General features: G+C 44.4%; 26 protein-coding genes and 4 pseudogenes. 3 read left to right on the top strand and 27 right to left on the bottom strand.

The genetic code is table 11. The features are described from left to right. A pseudogene (locus tag JCM10519_RS05310) lies at positions 1-813 on the top strand (hypothetical protein); the annotation flags it as partial. A gap of 110 nt (positions 814-923) precedes the next feature. Here JCM10519_RS05310 and JCM10519_RS26705 read toward each other — a convergent pair. The 4 genes and pseudogenes from JCM10519_RS26705 to JCM10519_RS05285 form a co-directional block, all read right to left on the bottom strand. Further along, positions 924-2,366, bottom strand: a pseudogene (locus JCM10519_RS26705) (TULIP family P47-like protein). Between the two features lie 157 nt (positions 2,367-2,523). Then, positions 2,524-3,021, bottom strand: a complete 498-nt coding sequence (locus tag JCM10519_RS05295; protein ID WP_054738182.1) for a hypothetical protein — start codon at positions 3,019-3,021, stop codon at positions 2,524-2,526. After that, positions 3,002-3,460 carry a TULIP family P47-like protein gene (locus JCM10519_RS05290; RefSeq protein WP_054738181.1) on the bottom strand — a complete coding sequence of 153 codons (459 nt, stop codon included), beginning with the start codon at positions 3,458-3,460 and terminating at the stop codon, positions 3,002-3,004. Before JCM10519_RS05290 ends, JCM10519_RS05295 begins: the two co-directional genes overlap by 20 nt. A 36-nt stretch (positions 3,461-3,496) precedes the next feature. Further along, positions 3,497-3,784 (bottom strand): TULIP family P47-like protein, encoded by a 288-nt coding sequence (locus tag JCM10519_RS05285; RefSeq protein WP_054738180.1) that lies wholly within the window; start codon positions 3,782-3,784, stop codon positions 3,497-3,499. A gap of 117 nt (positions 3,785-3,901) precedes the next feature. Here JCM10519_RS05285 and JCM10519_RS26700 point away from each other — a divergent pair, with 117 nt between their 5' ends. Together JCM10519_RS26700 and JCM10519_RS26695 are read left to right on the top strand one after the other, a co-directional pair. Next, the gene (locus JCM10519_RS26700; protein ID WP_347843195.1) at positions 3,902-4,513 is read left to right on the top strand and encodes a S8 family serine peptidase; all 612 of its coding nucleotides are present in this window, start codon (positions 3,902-3,904) and stop codon (positions 4,511-4,513) included. Positions 4,514-4,575: 62 nt separating this feature from the next. Beyond that, on the top strand, positions 4,576-5,574 hold the full coding sequence (locus JCM10519_RS26695) for a S8 family peptidase (RefSeq protein ID WP_347843194.1): 999 nt from the start codon (positions 4,576-4,578) through the stop codon (positions 5,572-5,574). 11 nt (positions 5,575-5,585) lie between these two features. Here JCM10519_RS26695 and JCM10519_RS05275 read toward each other — a convergent pair whose 3' ends face one another. The 23 genes and pseudogenes from JCM10519_RS05275 to JCM10519_RS05175 form a co-directional block, all read right to left on the bottom strand. Beyond that, positions 5,586-6,095 (bottom strand): hypothetical protein, encoded by a 510-nt coding sequence (locus tag JCM10519_RS05275; protein WP_054738179.1) that lies wholly within the window; start codon positions 6,093-6,095, stop codon positions 5,586-5,588. 332 nt (positions 6,096-6,427) lie between these two features. Beyond that, positions 6,428-6,754 (bottom strand): response regulator, encoded by a 327-nt coding sequence (locus JCM10519_RS26690; RefSeq protein WP_347843227.1) that lies wholly within the window; start codon positions 6,752-6,754, stop codon positions 6,428-6,430. 112 nt (positions 6,755-6,866) lie between these two features. Then, a complete protein-coding gene (locus JCM10519_RS26685; protein ID WP_347843193.1) occupies positions 6,867-7,148 on the bottom strand; it encodes a chemotaxis protein CheW in 282 nt (93 codons plus the stop codon). Positions 7,149-7,319: 171 nt separating this feature from the next. Then, the gene (locus tag JCM10519_RS05260; protein WP_347843192.1) at positions 7,320-8,822 is read right to left on the bottom strand and encodes a HAMP domain-containing methyl-accepting chemotaxis protein; all 1,503 of its coding nucleotides are present in this window, start codon (positions 8,820-8,822) and stop codon (positions 7,320-7,322) included. Positions 8,823-8,877: 55 nt separating this feature from the next. After that, on the bottom strand, positions 8,878-9,090 hold the full coding sequence (locus JCM10519_RS05255; protein ID WP_347843191.1) for a hypothetical protein: 213 nt from the start codon (positions 9,088-9,090) through the stop codon (positions 8,878-8,880). A 209-nt stretch (positions 9,091-9,299) separates the two neighbouring features. Continuing rightward, positions 9,300-10,796 (bottom strand): LuxR C-terminal-related transcriptional regulator, encoded by a 1,497-nt coding sequence (locus JCM10519_RS05250; RefSeq protein ID WP_347843190.1) that lies wholly within the window; start codon positions 10,794-10,796, stop codon positions 9,300-9,302. Between the two features lie 637 nt (positions 10,797-11,433). Further along, positions 11,434-11,709: a hypothetical protein gene (locus tag JCM10519_RS05240; RefSeq protein ID WP_054738173.1), complete on the bottom strand. Its 276-nt coding sequence runs from the start codon at positions 11,707-11,709 to the stop codon at positions 11,434-11,436. A gap of 742 nt (positions 11,710-12,451) precedes the next feature. After that, positions 12,452-12,685 (bottom strand): M20/M25/M40 family metallo-hydrolase, encoded by a 234-nt coding sequence (locus JCM10519_RS05235; RefSeq protein ID WP_054738172.1) that lies wholly within the window; start codon positions 12,683-12,685, stop codon positions 12,452-12,454. Between the two features lie 20 nt (positions 12,686-12,705). Then, positions 12,706-12,894 (bottom strand): hypothetical protein, encoded by a 189-nt coding sequence (locus JCM10519_RS05230; protein ID WP_054738171.1) that lies wholly within the window; start codon positions 12,892-12,894, stop codon positions 12,706-12,708. Positions 12,895-12,973: 79 nt separating this feature from the next. Beyond that, positions 12,974-13,609 (bottom strand): Sapep family Mn(2+)-dependent dipeptidase, encoded by a 636-nt coding sequence (locus JCM10519_RS05225; RefSeq protein ID WP_054738170.1) that lies wholly within the window; start codon positions 13,607-13,609, stop codon positions 12,974-12,976. A gap of 3 nt (positions 13,610-13,612) precedes the next feature. After that, positions 13,613-13,747: a hypothetical protein gene (locus JCM10519_RS26680; RefSeq protein ID WP_347843189.1), complete on the bottom strand. Its 135-nt coding sequence runs from the start codon at positions 13,745-13,747 to the stop codon at positions 13,613-13,615. A gap of 17 nt (positions 13,748-13,764) precedes the next feature. Beyond that, positions 13,765-14,466, bottom strand: coding sequence for a N(4)-(beta-N-acetylglucosaminyl)-L-asparaginase (locus JCM10519_RS05220; protein ID WP_347843188.1), 702 nt, complete (start codon positions 14,464-14,466; stop codon positions 13,765-13,767). Positions 14,467-14,594: 128 nt separating this feature from the next. Further along, positions 14,595-15,119 carry a GrdB-related putative oxidoreductase gene (locus tag JCM10519_RS05215; protein ID WP_054738169.1) on the bottom strand — a complete coding sequence of 175 codons (525 nt, stop codon included), beginning with the start codon at positions 15,117-15,119 and terminating at the stop codon, positions 14,595-14,597. A 16-nt stretch (positions 15,120-15,135) separates the two neighbouring features. After that, positions 15,136-16,229: pseudogene (locus JCM10519_RS05210) on the bottom strand (PTS transporter subunit EIIC). After that, entirely contained in the window at positions 16,211-16,465 is a 255-nt protein-coding gene (locus JCM10519_RS26675) for a hypothetical protein (protein ID WP_347843187.1), read from the bottom strand. The pseudogene JCM10519_RS05210 and the gene JCM10519_RS26675 overlap by 19 nt, the downstream one beginning before the upstream one ends. 56 nt (positions 16,466-16,521) lie before the next feature. Next, positions 16,522-16,842, bottom strand: a complete 321-nt coding sequence (locus JCM10519_RS05205; protein WP_054738168.1) for a PTS cellobiose transporter subunit IIB — start codon at positions 16,840-16,842, stop codon at positions 16,522-16,524. 40 nt (positions 16,843-16,882) lie between these two features. Then, positions 16,883-17,221 (bottom strand): PTS lactose/cellobiose transporter subunit IIA, encoded by a 339-nt coding sequence (locus JCM10519_RS05200; RefSeq protein WP_054738167.1) that lies wholly within the window; start codon positions 17,219-17,221, stop codon positions 16,883-16,885. Between the two features lie 149 nt (positions 17,222-17,370). Next, positions 17,371-19,290 carry a PRD domain-containing protein gene (locus tag JCM10519_RS05195; protein ID WP_054738196.1) on the bottom strand — a complete coding sequence of 640 codons (1,920 nt, stop codon included), beginning with the start codon at positions 19,288-19,290 and terminating at the stop codon, positions 17,371-17,373. A 47-nt stretch (positions 19,291-19,337) separates the two neighbouring features. After that, entirely contained in the window at positions 19,338-19,775 is a 438-nt protein-coding gene (locus JCM10519_RS26670) for a phospho-sugar glycosidase domain-containing protein (RefSeq protein WP_347843226.1), read from the bottom strand. Further along, positions 19,776-20,374 (bottom strand): annotated as a pseudogene (locus JCM10519_RS26665) (MupG family TIM beta-alpha barrel fold protein); the annotation flags it as partial. 190 nt (positions 20,375-20,564) lie between these two features. Then, complete coding sequence (locus JCM10519_RS05185; protein ID WP_054738166.1) at positions 20,565-20,822, bottom strand: HPr family phosphocarrier protein; 258 nt, start codon at positions 20,820-20,822, stop codon at positions 20,565-20,567. A 326-nt stretch (positions 20,823-21,148) separates the two neighbouring features. Beyond that, positions 21,149-22,582 (bottom strand): methyl-accepting chemotaxis protein, encoded by a 1,434-nt coding sequence (locus JCM10519_RS05180; RefSeq protein ID WP_054738165.1) that lies wholly within the window; start codon positions 22,580-22,582, stop codon positions 21,149-21,151. Then, positions 22,582-22,860, bottom strand: a complete 279-nt coding sequence (locus JCM10519_RS05175; protein ID WP_054738164.1) for a hypothetical protein — start codon at positions 22,858-22,860, stop codon at positions 22,582-22,584. The genes JCM10519_RS05180 and JCM10519_RS05175 overlap by 1 nt, the downstream gene beginning before the upstream one ends. Positions 22,861-22,925: the final 65 nt, after the last annotated feature.

Genomic DNA, 22,925 nt, shown 5'->3' with positions numbered 1-22,925 from the left:
CCTCAAGGCGCTACCGGCGCACAAGGACCGGCTGGACCTACCGGGCCTACTGGACCTCAAGGACCGCAAGGACCACAGGGCATCGAAGGATCTGTCGGACCGACTGGACCTCAGGGCGCTACCGGTGCACAGGGACCGACTGGGCCTACCGGACCTCAGGGACCGCAAGGACCCCAGGGTATTGAGGGACCTGTCGGGCCTACGGGACCTACAGGCACTTTTGCACCTGGAGATATTTTGTTCTATGTAGATGCAAACGGAGTAAATCCAGTACCTGTCCGATATGGCCAGGATTTGACTTTCCAATCTGGCTCACTGGACATTAATACAAATGAACCTTCAACTGTTACGATTGATAACAGACCCCTATTTGACATCATCGCATATGGAGGGCTTTATTCTACTCAGCCTCAGTCCTTCGAATTTACAACTTCAGGTGAAATTGCACAGATTATGTTACCAGACCAGATGCCTTCTTTCGATGTTGGATATGGCTCAAATACCATCCAGATTTTCCGCCCTGGTGATTATGAGGTCAATTTTATGATTCGCATTCGTTCGACTTCCTCTAGCGATTTATATTCAGGAGGTGTTCAGATTAACGGGGGATCTTTTATCCCATCGACGTATCAAACCAATATAGATAATATCATTGGTACAATCATCTTACAAGGGAGTGTAATCGTTTCATTGAATCCAGGCGATATCCTGAGTTTAGCGCTGCAATCCAGGCAGGACACCGTAATTGGATTAAACCTCGCTTTGGATGTAAACGCAACATTGACAGTAAAAAGACTGTCTCCATTTCCGTAAATAAGAATTTATTACGATAAAAATAAAATCTTAAAGGTTTACACGGTTAGAAGACCGGGGAAGAGGGCGGGAAAAATCCCGCCCTCTATATTTCATCAAGCAAACTATGGTTATACGGCTCCATAAAATGCCAAAGAGCCATAATACTTCATATCAGAAATTTCAAATTCATCCTTTACAGCAAACGGCCATTTGATTGGTTTCGTACCTGATTTAACCATCGGTGCAATGCTTGGGATATTTTCCGTCACTCCTTCTGCCATCACCTTCTCAATAATGACATGGATGATAACGCTGATAACAGCAACAATAATGGCAACAATCACTGCAATCACAATACGTTTTACAACTGTTTTAACAACATTTCCTGCAACAGCCGCTACAACCGCTATGATCAATTCAATAATTACCTCGGTAACGATCACCCATGCCGCTATATGTGTTTCATTAGAAGTAACAGGATCTCCAACATTTTTATATATCATGATGGGTTCGCCTTTGCTGTTTTTTCCCATAGCAAGGGTATGAGAAGTCACAATCGTTGTTACCGTATCAATTCCCGGACTTATGTTCGTATTAATAATTGTTACCGTATCAATGGTCGTCTCGTTAAATGTAACTTTCAGGGAACCTAGCTTCGGCTGATAATCAATGGCTCCGTATCTTACAGTTTCCAGTGACAGGTCTTTTGCCGTTATGGTCAGACCTGCGTCATCGATGGAAAAATCCTCAGGCTTTGCATTCTTAAATGCCTGCGGCAGGGAAGGAAGAAACTGGTATTTGATAAAAACCTCTTTATTGATGAGAAATACGGCATTCTGATTTTCTGACATGGATACGGCAGGAATCTGATTATGATTTTCCGTTCCGTCACGGTCTTTTACCATACATAAAACTCCAAACAATCCGTCAGAGCCATCTTTCAAAGAGGTACACGCATAACTCATATAAGTTGCTGCAGCCACTCAAAATCTTCATTTTTTTCCTATGTTATTAATAGTAACCGTTGAAAACAGTGTATTAAACTTCGCGAGATTCTCCGGCAGATTAAACCAGTTAAGCAGTATTTCCTGTAAAACTGCCTTTATGATGAACGGCAGCTTAGATGGCGGGGTAAAACTTACGATGGCAACAATGGGATCTTCCTGGGAAGCAGAATCAGTCTTTACTTTCAACTCATAATCCCCATTGTCAGCAACCGGTTTGGGCTGTGGAAAATACTCTAATTTAACCTGCAGCTTCATGCTGGTCCCATCCACAGAATAAATGCTGTCGCCGTTTGCGCTTATAACCTTAATTCTTCCCCCGCTCAAAGCAGTGGAAATCTGGACGTTTTTCCCATCTCCGCCATTGGCAATCTGCCAGGGTGAAAAACCGGCATATAATTCATATGTTGTTGCACCGTCAGCAAATGTACCCTCAACGTCTTTCGGATAGGTTTTCTTGTCCCGTATCACCTGATTTAAAGCGGATATCCTGCAAATGGACACCGTATCCCAGTCATTGGTTACAATCGGGCTGGACAGCCGGAACTCCTCCAGCTCTTCTTCCATTACATACTGGGCATCCGTATAAAGAGAGGTCTGTAATACTGCTTCTTTGACCTTCTCGTCTAATTGGGGAATCTTCAAGATGGTCGGTGTCTGCAGCGGTTCCTGAATGACTCTTTCTGGCATAATAATCCCTCCTGTATATAATTTTATATGAAAATTAATAACGCAAAATCAGGGAACTGTGAAGTGTGACCGCTTTCACGGCAGCTCCGGTTCCATACCATTTTACAGAATCAATTCCCTGAGTCGTAATGTCACCGAATATGGAAATTTTGCCAGCCAGAGAATCACTGATACATGCAACACAAATGTCAATGATAAAGCTTAGGGGAATAAACCTTAAATACCAGGGAATATCTTCACTGTGGCTGAAATGGGAAGACGTAGTTTCAAATCTGATGTTTCCCGACTCCAGTTTTGCCTGAAATGTATAAAGGCTGAGCCATGACATAGTGATGCCTAAATACAGATCACAATACCCCGAATTTAAGTTAACTGACAAGCTGGACCCAGCGATATATGCAGCCACACCGCCGGCGGAAACATGGGGATCATAGTCTATGGCGCCAACCGTTATGGAGGGCAGACTGACTCTTCTGTTATTTGTCAGCCGGTCTCCTGATAAGGAAAATGCATCAGCTCCAGTCCGAAACATACCCGCAAGTATTCGTGATTACATTCTTTAAGAACCATTCACTTGAGATGACAAAAAAGGTATCACCGGAAGATTTGTCGATTCCTGAAATATCGATATCCAGCGGTAAATCTGATATTGTCCGCTCCGTACAAACCGCCATTATCGCCAAATATTTTGTTTTTCCATCTAAATAAGAATAAGCACAATGGACCGGCTTCAACCAAGCCCTGCTTCCTCCATTGGCATAAGCGATATTAGCAAAAACGCTGTTGACCTTGTGGGGATTATCCACCAGATACTGACATATGGATTCTAAAATAACACCTTCAAAGATTGCAGCTTCCACACTTATGTTCCAAATTGATATAGGCAGCACATAACCTCCCTCTTCATTGCAGAAAGAATGAGCCTCTGCCTGTTTCGTCGGTGATACTACCCGCTTAAAGTCAAATTTCAATTCTGATCTGCCGGCGTTTTTTCTGAGCCAGCCGACTCAAAAAAAGTTCAGCATTACGTCCGCCGCGATTACCATACCGCTCAGATCCATGTCCTCCCGGCCCTCCACAGAAAAGACGGCCTTAGTAACCGGCAGTTCCATACGTATGTATCTGCCTCCGCCTCCGTCAGCTACGTTCCAGATACCGAATTTTCCATGTAAAGAATAATCCGTGGATACAATATCAAAAAAAGCATTCTCTTCCTTCCACGAATCATAAATCGCAGAATTTAAATGGACAGTACTTGTAAACGAAACAATATCCCAGCCTTTTGTATTCATCATAAACTCCTTTCTGACAATCCTCCTGCCCCTCCCATGCTGAATGCAGTTTCAAACACAAACACCGCTGCATAAAATAAAACAATAAAAATATTTGGAATGCAGGCAGAAAGGTTTGTCATGAACAAAATAACAGATAATGACTATTATGATCTAATGGTAGACAACATCAACCTTCATCTCAGAGGAATCACCAGTAATATAATCAATATTAACGAACGTTTTTCTTTATTGAATATCAAAACAGGTGACATGGGTGCATGTGCTTTGGGAGAATATCCATACCGCCTATTCCCTCACCTGTATACACCGACTGCTTCGGTCGCAGCCGAAGCCTCCGGCGTAACAGCTGTACAAAATAATCCTTACTTGAATTTGTATGGCCGAGGGGTGATTATCGGAGTGATCGATACCGGAGTTGACTATAGGCATCCTGCGTTCCGGTATCCGGACGGTTCTTCCAGAATTTTATCAATCTGGGACCAGACCGTGCAGGAAGGTCCACCGCCGGAAGGCCTGCTCTATGGAACGGAATACAGCAAGGAACAGCTCAATAATGCATTGCGGTTATATGACCCTCTGTCTGTGGTTCCTTCTACCGATCCGGATGGGCACGGCACAGCGATTGCAAGTATCATTGCCGGTTCCCCGAACTCCGAAAACTCTTTTTCCGGGATCGCGCCGGAAGCAGCTGGTAGTCGTCAAGCTGAAAGAAGCAAAACAAAACATTAAGGATCTTTTTTTTCGTACCGGAGGATACTCTTTGTTATCAGGAAACCGATATTCTTTTCGGAATGAAATATCTGGTCTCCACTTCCCAGAAACTGAAACGGCCCCTTGTCATCTGCATTGCCCTTGGAAGCAATCAGGGCGTTCATGACGGGCTCAGTGCAACCAGTGACTATTCTGATTACCTCGCCCGGATTAATGGAATCAGCATCGCAGTCTCTGCCGGCAATGAAGGAAACACCCGGAGACATTACTTCAATTTCGTGGACACAGAACCCTTTTATCATGATTTTGAATTGAAAGTAGGAGAAAGAGATAAGGGATTCTCTATGGAAATATGGCCATATGTTGCAGGAAGACTTTCTATCTCAATAATCTCTCCAGACCGGGAAAATACCGGGCAAATCTTCCCAACTCTGGACGGCTGCCACAAATTCGACTTCATATTCAGCAGCAGCACTGTATGGATCAACAACATTACCGTGGAGCAGGAAACCGGAAACCAGCTTATCGTGATACGATTTCAAAATCCTCTTCCCGGAATCTGGCGTCTTCGTCTCCAGAACACAAGCAATGAATTCTTTTCGTTTCATTCCTGGCTGCCTGCAGGAAACCTGATTTCCAATGAAACATATTTTCTAAATCCAGATCCGAACACTACGATCACATCTCCGGGTAATGGACATTCCCAGCTTACGGTTACTGCTTATAACCAGTTTGACAGAAGCCTCCTGCCCGAATCCGGAAGAGGTTATACCAAAAGCGGTCTGGTGAAACCTGACATCGCGGCTCCCGGCTTTGAACTTCCCTGTGCGCTTCCAGACAACCGTTACGGCACTGTTACCGGAACCGGAGCCGCAGCAGCACACGCCTCCGGCGTCGTTGCCATGGTCATGGAATGGGCAATCGACAGAGGGAATTACACCGCCATGACAGGAAACGATATCAGCACTCTTATTGAACGGGGAGCAAACCGAAGAAATACAGATACTTATCCCAACAACCGGGTCGGATATGGCCTGCTGTCCATTGATGGGCTCTTTAGAAGAATTGCAAATATATAAGTAATGACCATTCAGAGTTCTTCACCAAGCTCCACTATTTCATTTATCATACGCATTAATTCCAGTACACTTCGAAATGATATATGCTTTCCTAAGGTTCTCTGTCCCCAGATTCTGCCCTGAAAGCTTGAGTAATAACGATATTCGATACAAATGAGCAGGATCTCTTTTGCATTATGGGCCCATAAACCAATGCTTGTACTGTCACGCAGCTGAATTTTGGCTTTCACAGGTAATTTCTTCTGCTCTTTCATTCTGGCAAAATAATGCTCTTTCATTTCATTATTAAGAAATCTTGGTTCTGTCACTAATTGGGGAGAACCAATCAAATTACAGATTTCATCCAGTTTCAGCATCATATCTGCAGTACTGGAAAAAGGAACAGGATTATCAATATAACAATTCAGGATCTCACCGCATAATTCTCTTTCCTTTTGTCCATGAATGCATATGAGCATGATACTGGTCCGGTCATAAGCTGCCATCTCATTGCAGCTCCGCTCAATATGATCAAACTCCACGAAACAACTCCCCCTTTATTTAAAAGGAAGCACCAAAAAACTGGCGTTGGTGCTTCCTTCCATTTCAGATTTTATCCTCTTAATAAAACGGATCAATCCTTCTTTCGCTGACATTCAATTTTAGTGATAACTCTGACTTTTTCAGCTGAGGATATGCGCGGATGCCATTCATGATTTTTTCATCAACCTCTTTTTCACTTTCTTCGCATAAGCTGCAAAGCACAACTCCGTTTACCGAATGAAAAGCCGAATTGCAGCATATACAGTTCCTGTAATATTTCATCTCAAAGTATGCTCCCTCATTCTTATGCCGCTAAATCTTCTTAATCAGTTCATTCAGACTCTCCACAAGAATATGAATATCCGGCTTTGACAATTGAACGTCTGCCCCAATCTCTTTTCCCTTCAGGAACATTTCCTCCGTAATCAGGGAAGAAAAAAAGCATAACAGGTATATGTTTCAGATCTTTACTTTCTTTGATCCGTTTCGTCAAATGATGCCCATCCATTTTAGGCATTTCAATGTCTGTGATCACGCAGCTCACCTCATGACCTGGCATCCGGAGGTAGTCCCACGCATCCTGGCCATTGTCTTTAACAACCACATTTGAATATCCTGCTTTATTCAGGGATTCCAGCAGAACTTTCCGCAAAACCATGGAATCCTCTGCCACCAGAATTTTGTGTTTCGAGTCTGCTGTTCCTGAACTGGCAATGGAGGCAGCATTAGCCAACACGCTGGTATCAGGCTGATATCAACCATTATTTTTTTCAAAATCCAGTATGGAAATCAAAGTTTTTTTCCAGCTTTGCAATTCCCGTCACTGCACCTTCTTCCCCTCCGAATATTGCACCATTGGGCTTTTCAATCGCACTCCACGATATCCGGTGGATTCCCATAACCTGATGGACATGGAAGGCTGCCTTTGACTGATTGAATTCTGTTATGATAAATATCCCCTGGTCCTGATGATCCTCAGCCGGATACTTTAAATAAGAAGCAAGATCGATCACTGTCAAAATCTCATCCCGGGGGCATATGACGCCTTCCACACAATTCTGGGAATGTGGAACCGACTGTACCGGACAGTACTGAAGCAGCTCACGTACCTTGCAATATTAATGCCAAAGCTGTTTTCTTTTATCCGAAACTCCAGAATTTCCACTTCATTCGTTCCGCTCTCCAATAAGATCTCATTTTCCCTAGAAGCCATCCCAGTCACCTCAATACTTTCCGTAAGAGCCAGTCTCAAATCCCCGGGTATTCTTTTCATTCATCTTTCCGCCCGCAAAAATTGAACTTTGTCTTTCTCTGTCAGAATTACCTTCCAGCCGGAAGCGGCCCACTTCCTCTTTCAATACATTGACCTGAGCATACATCTCCTCGCTCACGGCCGAATTTTCCTCTGCAGTAGCCGCATTGGTCTGTACGACTGCTGATATTTGAGTAAGACCATCCTTGATCTGTTCCATTGCATTGGTCTGTTCTATAGAAGCCTCATTGATTTTATTTATAACGCCAACAACCTGCTCTGTTTTTTCTTGTGCAGCTTCCAGAACCCTGGCTGTCTGCTCTGTCAGCTTTGTTCCCTCTGCCACCGTCTCAACCGAATGCTGGATCAAACCTGCCGTCTGTTTTGCAGCTTCTGACGACTGGGCCGCCAGATTCCGCACTTCTTCCGCCACAACTGCAAATCCCTTACCCGCATTGCCGGCACGTGCAGCCTCAATTGCCGCATTCAATGCCAGAATATTGGTCTGAAGTGCAATTTCTTCAATGGTTTTAGTAATATTGCTGATCTGTCCGGATGCCGAATCAATATTTGCCATTGCCTCAGTCAGCTGTTTCATATATCCGCTGCTTTCCCTGACACTTTCGCCTGCCTGATTGATATACTGGGAAGCTGTCGTAATATTGGAAGAATTTTCAGAAGCCTGTTCCGCAACCATAATAGCAGATGCATTCAGTTCCTCAATGGTGGACGCCTGCTCTGTGGCTCCTGACGCCAGATTCTGTGCACCGTCAGCAACATTGGAAGAACCCATTCCGATCTGATCCGTTGCCTCCTGAATTTTCTCAAAAGCAGTAGTAAGCCCCTTATTAATCTTTACCATTGCATCGAGAATCGCCTGATAGCTTCCTATGTAACGGTCTCTGCATCCGCTCTTAACCATAAGATTCCCCTCGGCCATTTCTCCAAGACAGCGCCGTATATCCGGAATCAGTGTTTTTACCATATCCGTCATCTTCCGAAGAGCTTCTGCCAGAGACCCCAGCTCATCTTTGGATTGATAAGCAATCTCCACATCCAGACCGCCTTCCGCTAACACCAGCGCGGCTTTTTCCAGTTCTACAATCGGTGCTGTAAGAAGTTTTGTAAGAAATACAGAGAAATAAATTGTGGAACCGGTACCAATGACAGCAATCAAAATCAAGGCCACCGATACCGTCTTTTTTAAAGCATCTGATTCACTGTAAAATTCTGTCGCTAAACCTCCCTGCTTCTCGATAATCTTCTCCACCAAAATTCCATCTTCTTCTACTTCCGGCTGATACTCCTCGTGATATGCCCGGATCGCCTCTTCATTTTTCAATTCTCTTACAAGAGCAATCACCTTCTGTCTCTTTATGGCAGTTTCAGACACATCCTGCCTCCACTCCCCAATGAGATTCAAAACGGTTGCGTCCACTGTTCCTTTTTCCAGTTCATCCATCAGTCCAGTCATAGAAGAAGTCCATGAATCAGCCTTTCCTAGATAATTTTCAGTATCTGCCTGACTCTCAGATATCAAGGCAAGCAGTATATTTTTCTGGATTTTTTTCTGCACAAACCTCAATATCCAGTGCTTTCTGCACATTGCTGAAAGGCCTTTCGTAAAAAGCTTTCATTTTACTTCCAAGAACAGATGCGGTCACAACAGAAACACTTGCCATAATCAGAAAAATAAGTACAACTATGGCAAACACATTGAACATTTTTTTTCCAATCTTCATATTCTTAAAACTCATACACTCTTTTTCCTCCACTTTTCTAAAATTTAAGTAAAACCATATCTGCCAAAATTGGACACTTCTGTTACTTTTTACCGATTATATCGCGAATCACTTCATTTCGAATACCTCATTATGCAGTATATTCTTCAAAATATTGTTTTTATAAATTTTCCCCCGCCCAGGTTTTTGATTTAAAAAAGTCATGCTTTTTAAAAATCAATAGAATTCAATTCCGCTTTTGAATGGATATCCAGCTTACTGTATATGCTTTTAAGAATGGTTCGTACCGTTGCCTCTGATATAAACAGCTTATTGGCGATGAACTTTGCGCTGTAACGTTCTTTCGCGAGCATCGCAACCTCTCTTTCTCTGGATGTCAAGGGGGATTTGTTTTTCAATAATGTTTTTTTAATTATGTTTACTCCCTTGGTCTGCCGCCTGCAAAGTGTTTTAATCTCAGACAAAGCACGCCTCTTCGCAATTACCTCAACCGGTTCAAATGATTCTATGGCTTTCAAAAGAAAATCTTTCATGCACTCCTGCTGGGCAAAAGGAAGGTAAATCTTATCAGGCAGCGCCAGGTCAAACGCTTCTTTCAAATATTTCCGCGCTTCTAATACATTTCCCTCTCTCCATTTCGCTACAGAAAGAAATATAAGATAATAGACACGGCTGAGAATAAATTTACTATTTTCAGTACTGCCTATAAAATACCTGATTACCCCATAAAATTCCTGATATCGGCCTTCAAGTATCAGAAGATGGGCATAAAGTATCTGAGCATAAGGCAATGCCGGCCAAAACAATGTTTTTTTCATCTTCTCGATATCGAAAAACCACTTAGCTACATGATCATCCATTCCCAATACAAGACTGATTACAGTCAGCGCAAGATCAACCATGCGCACTACATACAGCTCGCATTTTCCTTTTGCGTAATTCTTTATATTTCTGATCGTAGTAAAATAAAAATCTGCATCCCCACGCAGAATAGCAATACGCGCAAGCACTACCTCCACACAAAGGCAAATGGCAATCTGACGGTGGCTGCGGGCCTCATAAAGTGCTTTGTAACACAAGATCTCTGCCTGCTCATCTTCTCCCCTCATAAGCAATACCTCCGCCTGAAGGGCAGAATCAGCGCCGTAACCATGTCCCCTGGTCAGTTTTAAATAATAAGGCAGACATTCTTCCATATCCTTTAACACACAGTCCAATTTACCTGATTCACTCCAGAACATACTAAGAATGGAAGTGCTTCCAAACGTCCATGGCATCTTATTGACTATGATATCGCTGGGCTCTCCTAATATTTCCAGGGTTTCCCTATTTTGCATGCTCATCGCTTTGATATCATTGTATTTTGCAAAAGATTCTAAAAATCTATGTTCACCTTTCAATCTCTTTTGTTCTTCGCAGTTTAAGTTCAAATCATTTCGTTCAATTACGCGCACAATCAATCCAGATAATTTTTCAAACACATCAATTTTGTTTTCAAACAACATTACATAAGCAAAAGTCAGCATAGCAAATGGATATTTACAAAACGTCTCCTCCGGACATTCCTGGGTTACCCTTACAATAAATTCCTGAAAATCCTGCTCTTTATGATTGCAAAACTCTTCAACACGGAGAGGCAGGGAAAGAATTGCGTCAAAATTCCCGGCCCTGAAAAAAAATCCTGCAGCAGTGTAATAATATGACATCCCAGCATAAGACTGCCCTGCCAAATTAAAAACTTTATTTTGATAGTCTTTCTGCCAGTAATTATAAAAACGCTTCCTTAAATAGTCCTTCAAGATATTATGTACTGTATAATTATTATTTTCTGGGATATAACGTATGAAATCACAGGATTTTAGAAATTTTTTCGATATTATCGGGCAAAACTTTTTTTCTCGATCATTACTGCAGCCTGAAGAGGGGTAAAATTATCCAAAACTGAAACCGATAGCAGAAACTGTCTCTCTTCCGGTGTCAATCTGGACCATATTGCTATTTCTACAAGACGTTCAATGTCAGTAGTATAATCCAAAGACCGATTTTCTTCATAATTTAAAGCTTGCAGACAAATTGCGGAAACCCAGCCCTCTGTAAACACATAAACACATTCCAACTCATAATCTGATAAATAAATTCCTTTCATTCGGAACAGATATAAGATGCCTTCCCGTTCAATTTTAAAAAAATTCCGTATGAATCGAGTGAATCTTACTATTGTGAATCATTAACTCCTGACGCAGCTGCTGGGTAATAAATATTATATGTAGATTTGAATTTCCATGAAAAGAAAAAATACTCATTAACTCACGAGGGATCTCACAATTTAAAAGATGATAATTATCAATTATCAAAAAGGTCTCCATCTGACATTTGAGATTTTTTTAGAAACGTCATCAAATAAAATAATGTATCCCTGGTAGGCATATCCAATTTTTCTAAATTAAGAGCTGCTTCCTTATCCACGTATGCCAATAGTTCACAAATTCCTTTCCATGAAACTTCAGCTGATTCGCCCAGACAAGTATACCAATGTTCACAGGCTCCCAAAGGAAGGTTTTCATTTAAATACTCACTGACAGCTGTTGTTTTTCCAAAACCTGATGGAGCCTCTACCACAGTTACAGGATAATTGGATATTTGAGCAAGCTGCTTTTTTAAGTTTATTGGAAAAGTAATACTCCTTTTTCTTATTTTTAATCCTAATCACCCCTTCTCCCACACTCTTTTTGAATTATAGTCCCTTGAATAAATAAATTGATATGAATTTTATTATTAATATCTTTGACCAAACACCAGAAATGAATGAAAGCTCATAGTTGTATCAATATTGGAATCTCTAACATTTTTATGCATTTTCTCTTTTCAAAATCCATTATATTTTTTAATTCAGAGTCTTATATTTTATATTCTGCCGCTCTCATTTTAATATACATGAAAGCAATAACCAATTTTACTTTCCTCTCTTAATTTTATATAATATCATAATTAATCCAACTAAAAATATAGATAATAAAGGCAAAAATAAAATACAATTATACAATATATTTAGACATATAGAGGTATCAATCGTTCCTCCTCCAATTAAAAAATATGTATTATAATAGCATAAATCCTTAATAAGCATCTCCCTCATTTTGGGGTATATTTTATTAATTTGAAACAAAAAAATTAACATTGGAATGTACAGTCAATCTTCTCAGCCCCTTACAATTTCATCGTATTTGCATAGGATTTGGCCATGCCAGGTGCAATGTAAAAAGCCGCTTGCTCTTAATGAAAAGAACAACCGGCTTCAATCTCTGTATATTTAGTTGTAAGGGGCTGCCGTACCGTTGAGAGTATGGTCATACTCCTTATGTTATAATTGTCCCAGACGGTACAGTGCCAGTGCATAAATCTTTGCATTGGCCATTAAGTCTTCCACGCTCATCCACTCATTTGGATTATGGCTGATGCCTTTCTGACCCGGGAAGCTTGGACCAAAGGGGACAATGCCCGGCATGGCCTTGGCATAAGTGCCGCCAGTGGTGGTTACAGGGGTACCATCCAGCCCAGTGACCAGCTCATAGCTCTCCTGCATGGCCTTAACCATGGGCGTGCCCTTTGGGAATACTACCGGATCAAAATTCTGTATGAGATGGACCTTAAGCCCTCTGCCCCGGCTCTTTCGCAGATATGCTTCATGATTTCATGGATAGTGGCACCTCCCGGATAGCTTAACGTCACATCAAAGGCCGCCTGCCTTGCGCCACAGAGAGTGTCAGGATCCACACTCAGCTTATATCCGCGCATCTCCATCATTCCATATTCCTCGTGGCTAAAATCAATCCCTAACCGGTCGCCTGTATTCCTGGCTCCGATAAAATATTTATTTACAAAATCAAAAAAATATCTCCAGCTGCTCTATACTGCCTGTGATCCGCACCACAGCCCTGCCTCGTTCACTGTACACCACCGGATACTTGCAGTCTGGTGTGAAACCATAGAGAGGCGTTCTCTCCTTTGAGAGATAATACTTCAGATCCTCAAATCCTGATTCTTCGTCGCATCCAAAGATGATGCGCACCGGATTCTTAAGGCTAAGCCCGGCCTCCTTAATAGCTGCCAGGCCATAGAGACAGGCCATGACTGGCCCTTTGTTGTCCAGCACACCCCTGCTGTAGATGATTCCGTTCTCCATATAGCCGCTGAAAGGCGGCTGCCTCCAGCCTTCTCCTGCCGGAACCACATCCACATGGCCGATGGCGCAGACATAATCTTCTCCCATGCCATACTGGGCATATCCGATATAATTATCCAGGTTCACGGTGTCAAATCCCAGCTGCCTGCTGATACCCAGAGCACCTTCCAGTGCGTTCTTTACTCCAGTGCCAAAGGGAGCACCTTCACAGGCCTCCCTTTCCACACTGTCAATGCGCACCAGCTCCAGGACACTGTTTATAAACCGGTCCTTTAACCGGTCCACGCAGTCCAGTATCTTCTTATCTGATTCATTTACGTTCTGTCCATATCCCATATCTTATTCCTCTATGGGCGCCATGCGCGTCTTCATGTAATTTTCCATCCATTCTTCAGAGGCTTTCTCATAAGTGCAGCGGCCATCCTCCCTGCGGGTCACCAGATAAACCGTGGGTTCCAGGTCCTCAGTGACCACTGCGAAAGAAAATCCTTCTATATTAGTGCTGCGCCCCATTCTCCCTTTGGGTTCATGGCAATGAGAGATATGTCACCGGCTTCGCCCCGGCGCTCCCGAAGCTCCCCATCAAGCCGGTTCACCGCTGTCTCACAGGCTTCCTGAGGATGCATTCCTTCTCCCATAAGGCGGACAATCTCATAAGAAATACAGCCTTTCATCAGATCCTCTCCCAGGCCGGTGGCGCTGGCGGCCCCTTTCTTGCTGTCTGCATAGAAGCCGGAACCGGATATGGGAGAATCACCTACCCTGCCCTTTTTCTTCATGAACAAGCCGCTGGTTGAAGTAGCTGCCGTCATCTTGCCCGTTCCATCCAGGCAGGCCATTCCCACAGTATCATGACCGGAATAGGGCTTAAGCTCCTTAGAGGCCGCCTGGGCGGCCATCTCCTTTATCCGCTTCCTGTAATGGGCCTTGGCCCGGTCTGTCAGCATGTTCTTGCGTTCAAAGCCTTCCTTGTGGGCGAATTTCTCAGCGCCCTCAGCTACCAGCATGCTATTGACTTTCTCCGCACTCAGACGCCTGGCAATAGACACTGGATTGGCAAAGTCCCTGATGGCAGCCACAGCTCCAATATCCAGAGTGTTGCCGTCCATATAGGCTGCATCCATTTCCACTTCCATTTCCTCATTAGGCAGTCCGCCGTAGCCCACGGATTTATAGTAAGGGAAGTCCTCCACCTGACGGATGGCTGCTCGATGGCATCCCCTGCGTCTTTGCTTTCCTTAAGCATTTCAGCTCCCTTTGTAATCCCTTCTACGGCCATACGCCATGTTGCTATCATTCCCCACATCGCAAAGGCCTCCTTTTATTTAAAACAGAATTCATGGATCAACCCGGAAGTATCCCCATCGTCAGCCAGCGCCCTGGCCAGGGCACACATGTTCTTAAGGGCATCATTAAGGCCCAGACCACCCTTTTTCGGCGTCTTCACAATCGCTACTTTATCCTTATAGGCCGCAATGGTATCTGCATTTTCCACAGACATGGCGGCAAATGCCCTGGCCCCGGTGGCGGCATTGATATCACAAGCCACTTTGGCGCACATCTGCGCGTAATCCGCGTAGTTAAAAGCTGGTCCGCACATTACCACATCCGGCTGCAGCTTGTTCACCATGGCACAAAGCTTGCGGCTGACCTCCTCCGGATCAGCGAGGTATGTGCCGTTTCCGCAGCACAGGCAGGCCATTACGTGTCCATCCACCTGCTTTAGGAAAGGTTCCATCATGATTGCTGGTCCGATGGGTTCCTTTTTCCCTGTAAGGGGAACCATGGTGTTATCCTTGGTTCCAAGTCCTGATTGAATCTGATCGTATATCATAATAAGCTTCATCACTGTTTACCTCATTTTATAAGTCATCAAAGGAAAGATCATTAAGATCAATATCGTCATCATCGGATTTCTCGACCGTCCTGGACTCCTCTTCCATGTACTGTTTATCCATCATCTTAATGAACGGCATATAAATGAATACGCCCAGTACAAGAAGAATCAGCTGAAGCACAGCTCCCTGCCAGCCGGTTGCCAGGAACCCGGAGAGGATCACAGGCATGGTCCATGGAATTGCTACACCGGAGCACAGAGGAACCAGGCCGATGCTCATACAGAAGTAGGAAATCACAATGTTGATGGTGGGCACCAGCATAAAGGGAATAAGCATCATTGGGTTCAGCAAAATGGGCAGGCCAAATACGATGGGCTCATTGATACCGAACAAACCAGGAATAAATGCCAGCTTTCCTAACTCCTTGATACGCTTGGAACGGCAGAAAAAAAGCATTGCGATTAACAGTGACAGGGTGGAGCCGCATCCGCCAAAGGTGGCAAACAGATCCTGGAACTGCTGGGAAATAATATTGGGCAGCGGCTGGCCTGCCTGGAATGCCGCCAGGTTTTCGGCAGACAAGGTCTGAAGAATGGGATTGAATACCGCACCCACCACGGAACCGCCGTTTACTCCAAAGAACCAGAAAATATGGAGAAAGATATAAGCGATTACCATAGCCGGAAGGGTATTGCCCAGCTTAAGAAGCGGAGTCTGCAGGATGGTGAATACAAAGTTGAATGCGTTCTCATATGGTGTCATGGCAAAGATAATGTTCAGGATGAAGAACACCAACACGGAAATTCCGGCAGGAATCAGGCTGAGAAAGACTTTGCAACCGTAGGAGGAACGCCGTCGGGCATCTTGATGATCCATCCCTTTTTATTGACCCACGCATAAATATGCACGGACAGGAAAGCTACAATGATTCCTACAAAGATACCCTTGGAACCTACCCAGCCCAGCGGAATGCCGGACACGGCAGTATCATTTACCAGGATCTTATAAGGCATGATTAAGAACCAGCATACCAGTGATACAGCGGCTCCGAACAGTTTATCTACCTTCATCTGCTCTGAAAAGGAATAACCGATTCCAATCACTGCCAGCACTGCCATGATGGAGAAAGTGGCGTCAGTGGGCTTGGAAAAATAGGAGTCCCAGTTTTCCCCAAAGAACCTTGCCCAGAAATTCGTCCAGCCGGAATCGGGAAATTGGCAATGAGCAGGAAAAAGGAACCCACGATTAACAGCGGCATGGACAGCAGGAAGCCGTCACGAATCGCAATGAGATACTTGTTCTTTCCGATTTTCTCTGCCAAAGGCATGAGTATTGACTCTAATTTACTTAACATATTGTGTTCCCCCGTTTTAATTTATTTTTGCTATTAATGGAAGCTCTGTTTTTGCCTTATTGGGAAGCTTTCAAAAGCCTGATCGCAGATTTAAGGACCTTCTCACCATTCATCATGCCGTAATCAGTCTGGTCAATGACCTGAATCGGGATGCCTTTACTTCCGAACTTTTCCACAATCTCACCGTAACGGTATTTGACCTGGGGCCCTAAAAGTATCACATCCGGATGCTTCTCATCGATGATCTGTCCGATCTTTCCGTCTGGGAAAGCCTCCACCTCAATGGGAAGGTTATGCTCATTGGCTACACTCTGCATCTTGCTTGCCAGCATGCTGGTTGACATCCCTGCGCTGCAAAATAAATACACTCGCTTCATTGTAAAATCCTCCTTGCTATTTACATTTTTTTTATTTCCATTATTTACTGCCCAGCTTCTCCTCCAGCTTAACTATCCTCTCATAGCTGGCGATCATCTCCTCTGCGATGATTTTAAATCCTTCCGCACTCATAAGCTGGTCTTCCGCATGAACCAGAATCAGGGAACCTCCCACCATCTCACCCTGAGCCTCTTTCTGGATCAGTTCAAAGTGGGCCTCATGTCCTGCCAGGAACATTTCCTGACCGGCTTTCATACATTCCCCGGCACCGTCAAAATCCCCATGCTTTGCTTTCTGGATCGCCTCAATGTAGCTGGACCGTGCGCCGCCTACATTGGATATGATTTTAAAACAAATGGTCTCTAAGCCCTCTAACATATTGCTGCCTCCTGTTGTGTTGATGAAAACAAGATGCAGCAAAACCGTTCTGCTTGCTGCATCTTAAATTAAGCTGCCTTAATTAATTATAATTATAAGGCTCTTATTCAATTTTTTTCCTTAAAGGTATTTCCTAGCTCTTAGGAAATTCACTCCATGATCCGGTCGATAAATTCATCATATCCGCAGGGAGCCGCCAATTTTGCCAGCTCTTCAGGCTGATTCACGATGTTGGATATCCAGTCAAAGAAGACTTTAATCATCCTGGCATCCCCTTTATTGATAGCAAACAGCATCACCAGCCGCACCTCAAAGACGCCCCATTTCACAGGATTTTTAAGCTGGGCCACCGCAATGGTGGAATTCCTGGCAAAGGCCCCAAAGGCATGGGGAATCGCAAATGTATTCACAAAGGAGGTTGGGGACATCTGCTCTCTCTTTAATACCACATCTGTAAATTCCGGGTCCACAACATCCGCCTTAATCAGACTTGAGCACAGCAGGGTGATGATTTCCTCCGGACTGGTACAGTTCACCTCAGTATAGTAGTGCTCCCGGCGGATTAAGTTGCCGATATGGGAGGAAAATTCCAGCCGGAAGCCTTTCTTATCCAGCCGGTTGATGGCCTGAAGAATCCTGGACTCTGTCTCAGAATCCACGAATAAGTTAATGGGGACTGTCTCCACATTGAGCCCGTGCTCCAGGGGAAATGTACTGAGCAGCAGGTCCGGATCCAGGGAAGATACTGCCTCCTCTTCAAAATAACCAAATACCTTTACCACTTCCATCCTCTCACGAAACATATCGGAAATCTTCTTCACGCACATATCGGAAAAGGACTGGTTGTGAGGCAGGATCATTACGGCACAGTACTTCCTTTCCGCTTTCATGCGCTCACTGGCAGCTCCCAGATGAAGGGCGATATAGCAGCTCTCTGCATCGGATATGGGAGTCTTAAGCCTTTCTTCCAGAAATTGCAGCACGTAGATGCCCATCTCAAAGACCAGAGGGTATTTGCGCTTGATCTCTTCCACAAATATATCCTCCATCCGGACCTGGTTCCTGACGCGCTCAACCAGTCCGTGGATGTGCATCTTAAGACCGGCAATCAGGTCCCCATCCTGCCGGAAATCCAGCCCGAACAGAGTGAATATCTGCTCCAGGGCCTCGCCTACCAGTTTCCTGGTACTCAGCCACCTGCCGGCAAAATTCACATAATCGTCGGTATAATTGGAGGCCTTTCTTCCCATGACCACCAGGGCGAACATACTGACTTCGCCGTCGTGGATCTTTATGTGCAGGCGCTTGGAAATGCGATCATAGAAGTCCCGTGAAATCTGGTACTCAATGGTCTCCTCCAATTCCGGCATCTCCTCCTCCATACTGATGTAGTTGGAGCAGTTCATTCTCTCAATGCTGGTACCGGCGTGCAGGATAAGCATGGGAAACATGGATTCATGAATGGAATAATCGTATTCCTTCAGCACATCCACAAATATGTCCTTTACCTCGATCAAATTGAAGCTTTTGTATAGATTCGCCAGCAGGTTTAAGTTGAGAAAATTCTCCTGCACTTCGGCCATCAGAAGGTCCTTGTAAAACCGCCGTTTTCCAGCCTCATCCCCCTTTAAGGAAATACATTCCTTATTGCGGACCAGCTTTAAGCCGGGATAAGGCTCCAGCATCTTCCGTATACGCTTTAAGTCATTGTCAATGGAGGCTCCGCTGACATAGATCTGGCTCTGGAGAAGGGTGAGGTTCAGTTCCTTAACCTCGAATAGCAGCTTCTGTATAATGTATGCACAGCGGGCACCTGGAGTCTGGGGAATATCCCCTCCCCTGGATTCTTTCAGTGGCAGAGGAGATATCCTGGCCTTTTCGCAGATGCGGTAGCCCTTCCGAACATTAGATTCTATGGGAGGCGGGATCATTTGTCTGTTGATGGATTCCACATCGGAGCGTATGGTACGGTCCGACACCTGCAGAAGAACGGCCAGGCACCGGCTGGTTATCCAGTCTCTCCGCTCAGATAGTATGGCAAGCAGCTGCTCCTGTCTTTCATTCTGCATATCTAAATACTCCTTTTTTTCTTGTATTCTTCCGAAATGGCTCCTGTTCAGAGAATGCTGAATGCAAACACCGTCCATGGTTTGGCATAATCCAGCAGAACGTGCTCATACTCAGGAAGATGACCGATAACATTTTTGCGGCCGTCATTTGGCATGTATTGGGTGACGATTTGCAGTTCCCCCTTATATTTGGGATAACCATCATTTAAGATGACCACATCGCCGGGTTTTAATTCCCTGGTATTGGCAGCAGGAATGGATTGGTCCGCAAATGTGACTCTGGGGCCGGAGGAACGGATCATGTAGTCGCTTATATCACCTCTTACCACATGGCGGGACTTATAATCCAGGATCTGGCGCTCGGTCTGAGTCAGTTCCTTCTCCAGCCGGATATTAAAGGTCAGAATGCTGGAATTAAGACCGGCACAAGCCTTAAGTTCCTCATCAGTGGCATAGGCATTAGCAATAAGCACATCATCTACCATGCCGGTGGCAAACAGATGACGTACCTGAAAATCAATGGGAAGACCGCGGTGCATCTCCAGGGTGCACAATCCCTCATTCACGGGCCACGGGCCATATACGAAAGGCGCGTTGCTGGACACAAAGGCTGCCACCTTAAGCCCCAGTGATTTTATCTTTTCATTACAGGCATTAAAATGTTTAAGGCTCAATCCCGTATACTTCTGCGGATAAAAATTGTGGCAGGTAATCAGCTTATCACGATCCGGATGATGATCTATGACATTCTCCACATACGCCAGCTTGGTGCTGGAATTGAGCTCTATTTTAAGCCTCTGGGGATTGTAAGTCATAAGGCTTTCTTTCATGCCATCAAAGCCTTCGTCCAGACGGATGCCATCCACATGCATTTCCTGAAATATGGATAAGTCTTTGTAGGAGATTCCCAGCCGGGAGAATACGGCAGGCTTACATCAGGTATGATCTCCATACCGCAGGCATGGGCTTCATCCGCCAGTCTCCGAAAACGGCCGATTACCTCTTCCCTGCTCTCCTCCACGCTTAAGAGGCAGGTAAAGATTCTCTTATACCCCAATCTCCCTGCCTTTCTGATATATTCCATGTCCTTTTCTTCAGTAGAATGTTCCGGATAAACGGAAATGCCCAATCTCGCCATATGAATTACCCCTCTCTTATATTTAACCGGCCGGCACTGACCAGCCGGATAGTCCTTTGACATTAACTATAGTCCGTCAAGAAAGAGTTTGGAGGTAAATCTGTTTCCTAATTGCTAGGAAATAATCCTGTTTCTGCTATAAATTAGCCGGAAGAAATTCCTTAAGGAAACTGAATGCCTTGTTCTCATCCGGTCCCTCTATTATAAACTCCACACATTCTCCCTGGCGCGCTCCCAGGCCTATGAGTGAGAGCACATTCTTGCAGTCCGCTGTACCTTTCCTGCTCTTAAGGGTTATGCGGCTCTCATATTCCGATGCCGCCCTGCTCAGCCTCATAGCATTGATAGCGTGAAGCCCCTGTTTGTCCGATACTATGTATTCATAACTTATCATCTCATCATCACCTTTTTACGATTCATGGGAAAACGACAAGCCAATGTCAAAACCGCCTGACACCGGCAGCTGGGCGCACAAAAAGACACATCCCCTTGGGAAAATGTGCCTTTCATATTCTGTATCTGATTTTAATCAATTGTCCCGCCCCCTATAAATTATAATTGAAGCCACAAGCTGTCATGCCTGCGGCTTATTATTAGAATGGAGATAGTTGGATTCGAACCCATGACCTTGCTTAACTCCTTTTGTTTCACTATTTGCAAGTTTAACAGCTTTACCGTTGGTTGTCAAGACCAGACAAAAGTACTCTCAAAGCCCTAAATCTATGACTTTGAGAGTTTGAATTTTGAAACCTCTTCCCGGAGAGTCTGTGCCTGTGCCGCTAACTCCTCACTGGAAGCAGAGCTTTCTTCCGCTGTGGCTGCATTGGTCTGAACCACCGCCGATACCTGGGACAGTCCGATATTAATCTGCTCAATTGCATCGGTCTGCTCTACGGAAGCCAACTCGATCTCTTTTATTGCCTGTTCAACCATTGCTGCTTCTTCAACAACTTCTTCTAAACGCTGTAAAGTTTCGTTAGCAAACCGTTCCCCTTCGGAAACCGTATCGGTTGATTTTTGAATTAAGTTTGCTGTTTGCTTTGCAGCTTCTGCCGATTTGGCTGCCAGATTTCTCACCTCATCAGCCACCACCGCAAATCCCTTTCCGGCATCTCCGGCTCTGGCAGCTTCCACAGCGGCATTGAGTGCAAGGATATTCGTCTGGAAAGCAATGTCTTCCACAAATTTTGTTACCTTGGAAATTTCATCTGCAGACTGGCTGATTTCCTTCATGGCCCCATTGAGACTTTTCATATGCCCATTGCTTTCATTGACACCTGATACTACCTTTTCCACATAATCTGTCGCCTGGCGTACTGCCGCAGTATTCTTTTCAGCCTTTTGTGTCACGCTCTGGGCAGAAGCGGTTAATTCCTCTACAGTGGCAGCCTGCTCCGTGGCACCGGCTGCAAGAGCCTGCGCAGCATCAGAAACCTGTCCCGCACCGGAACCTACCTCCTCAGAGACTCTGTGAATTACCAGCATAGTATTATTAAGTGCGGACGCAGTATTGATTAATGCCGATTTTATTGCAGCAAAATCTCCCACGTAATCCAGATCCACAGATATCCGCATATCTCCCTGTGACAGTGAAATGAGCTTGGCACTGATATCTTCAATTATAGAGATAATCTGTGCATTGGTACTCCTGATGCTGTCCGCCATGCTGCCCAGCTCATCCCGGCTTTTGTAGGAGATCGGTGTATGTAAATTTCCCTTTGCCATTTCTTTGTATACTGCATCAATTTCTTTTACTGGAATTAATATTGCTCTGGTAAGTACAAAAACAACGCCGATAACCACCAGCACAGCAAAAACTGTGACTGACAGCAAAGTAGCTCTCGCCTGTACAATCGTCCCTCTGGCCGTTTCTTTTTGTTCCATGGCTTTTTGTTCTCCAACGGCATCCATATCTTCCATCAGCGTTGTAATCTGTTCAAAGATGGGCAGGAATTCATTTTTAAACATTTTATAAGCAACGGTTGTATCTTTATTGGAGGAATCATGAAGCAGTTCAAGAATTTTATTTTGGACATTTTGGGCTTCTGCCTCATACTGCCTGATTTTCGTAATATTCCCGTCATTAGCCTGACTGCGCTGGTTGCCGGCAAATTTCCCGAAATATTCCTTGTAATTTGCAGTGCTTTCCTCCATCAGATCAAGAGAGGCTGATAATCTGTTCCTTGTTGTTTTTCAAGAATCGCCCTCACCAGATAATTCCTTACATAGGCCATTTCCCGCTGTGTCCTTACATTATAAGAGGTAAGCGGATACGTATATTTAGAATATAACTCTACCTGATTCCCGACACGGGAGATTCCCCATTCTGATACTCCAAAGAAAATCAGCAGCAGCATGAGCATTACTCCAAAACCTGCCACCAGTTTCCATTGAACCGGAAGTTCTTTCAGTATAACTTTTTTTCTTGCCATCTAACTAAATCTCCTTAATGTTTATTTTAAAGTCACGCTTCTGGCACAGCTAAAGCGGACGATAA

It is taken from the genome of Clostridium sp. NkU-1 (genome assembly GCA_001312405.1).
The sequence above is the reverse complement of the archived record's forward strand: the minus strand, read 5'-3'. Positions and strand labels throughout refer to the sequence as shown.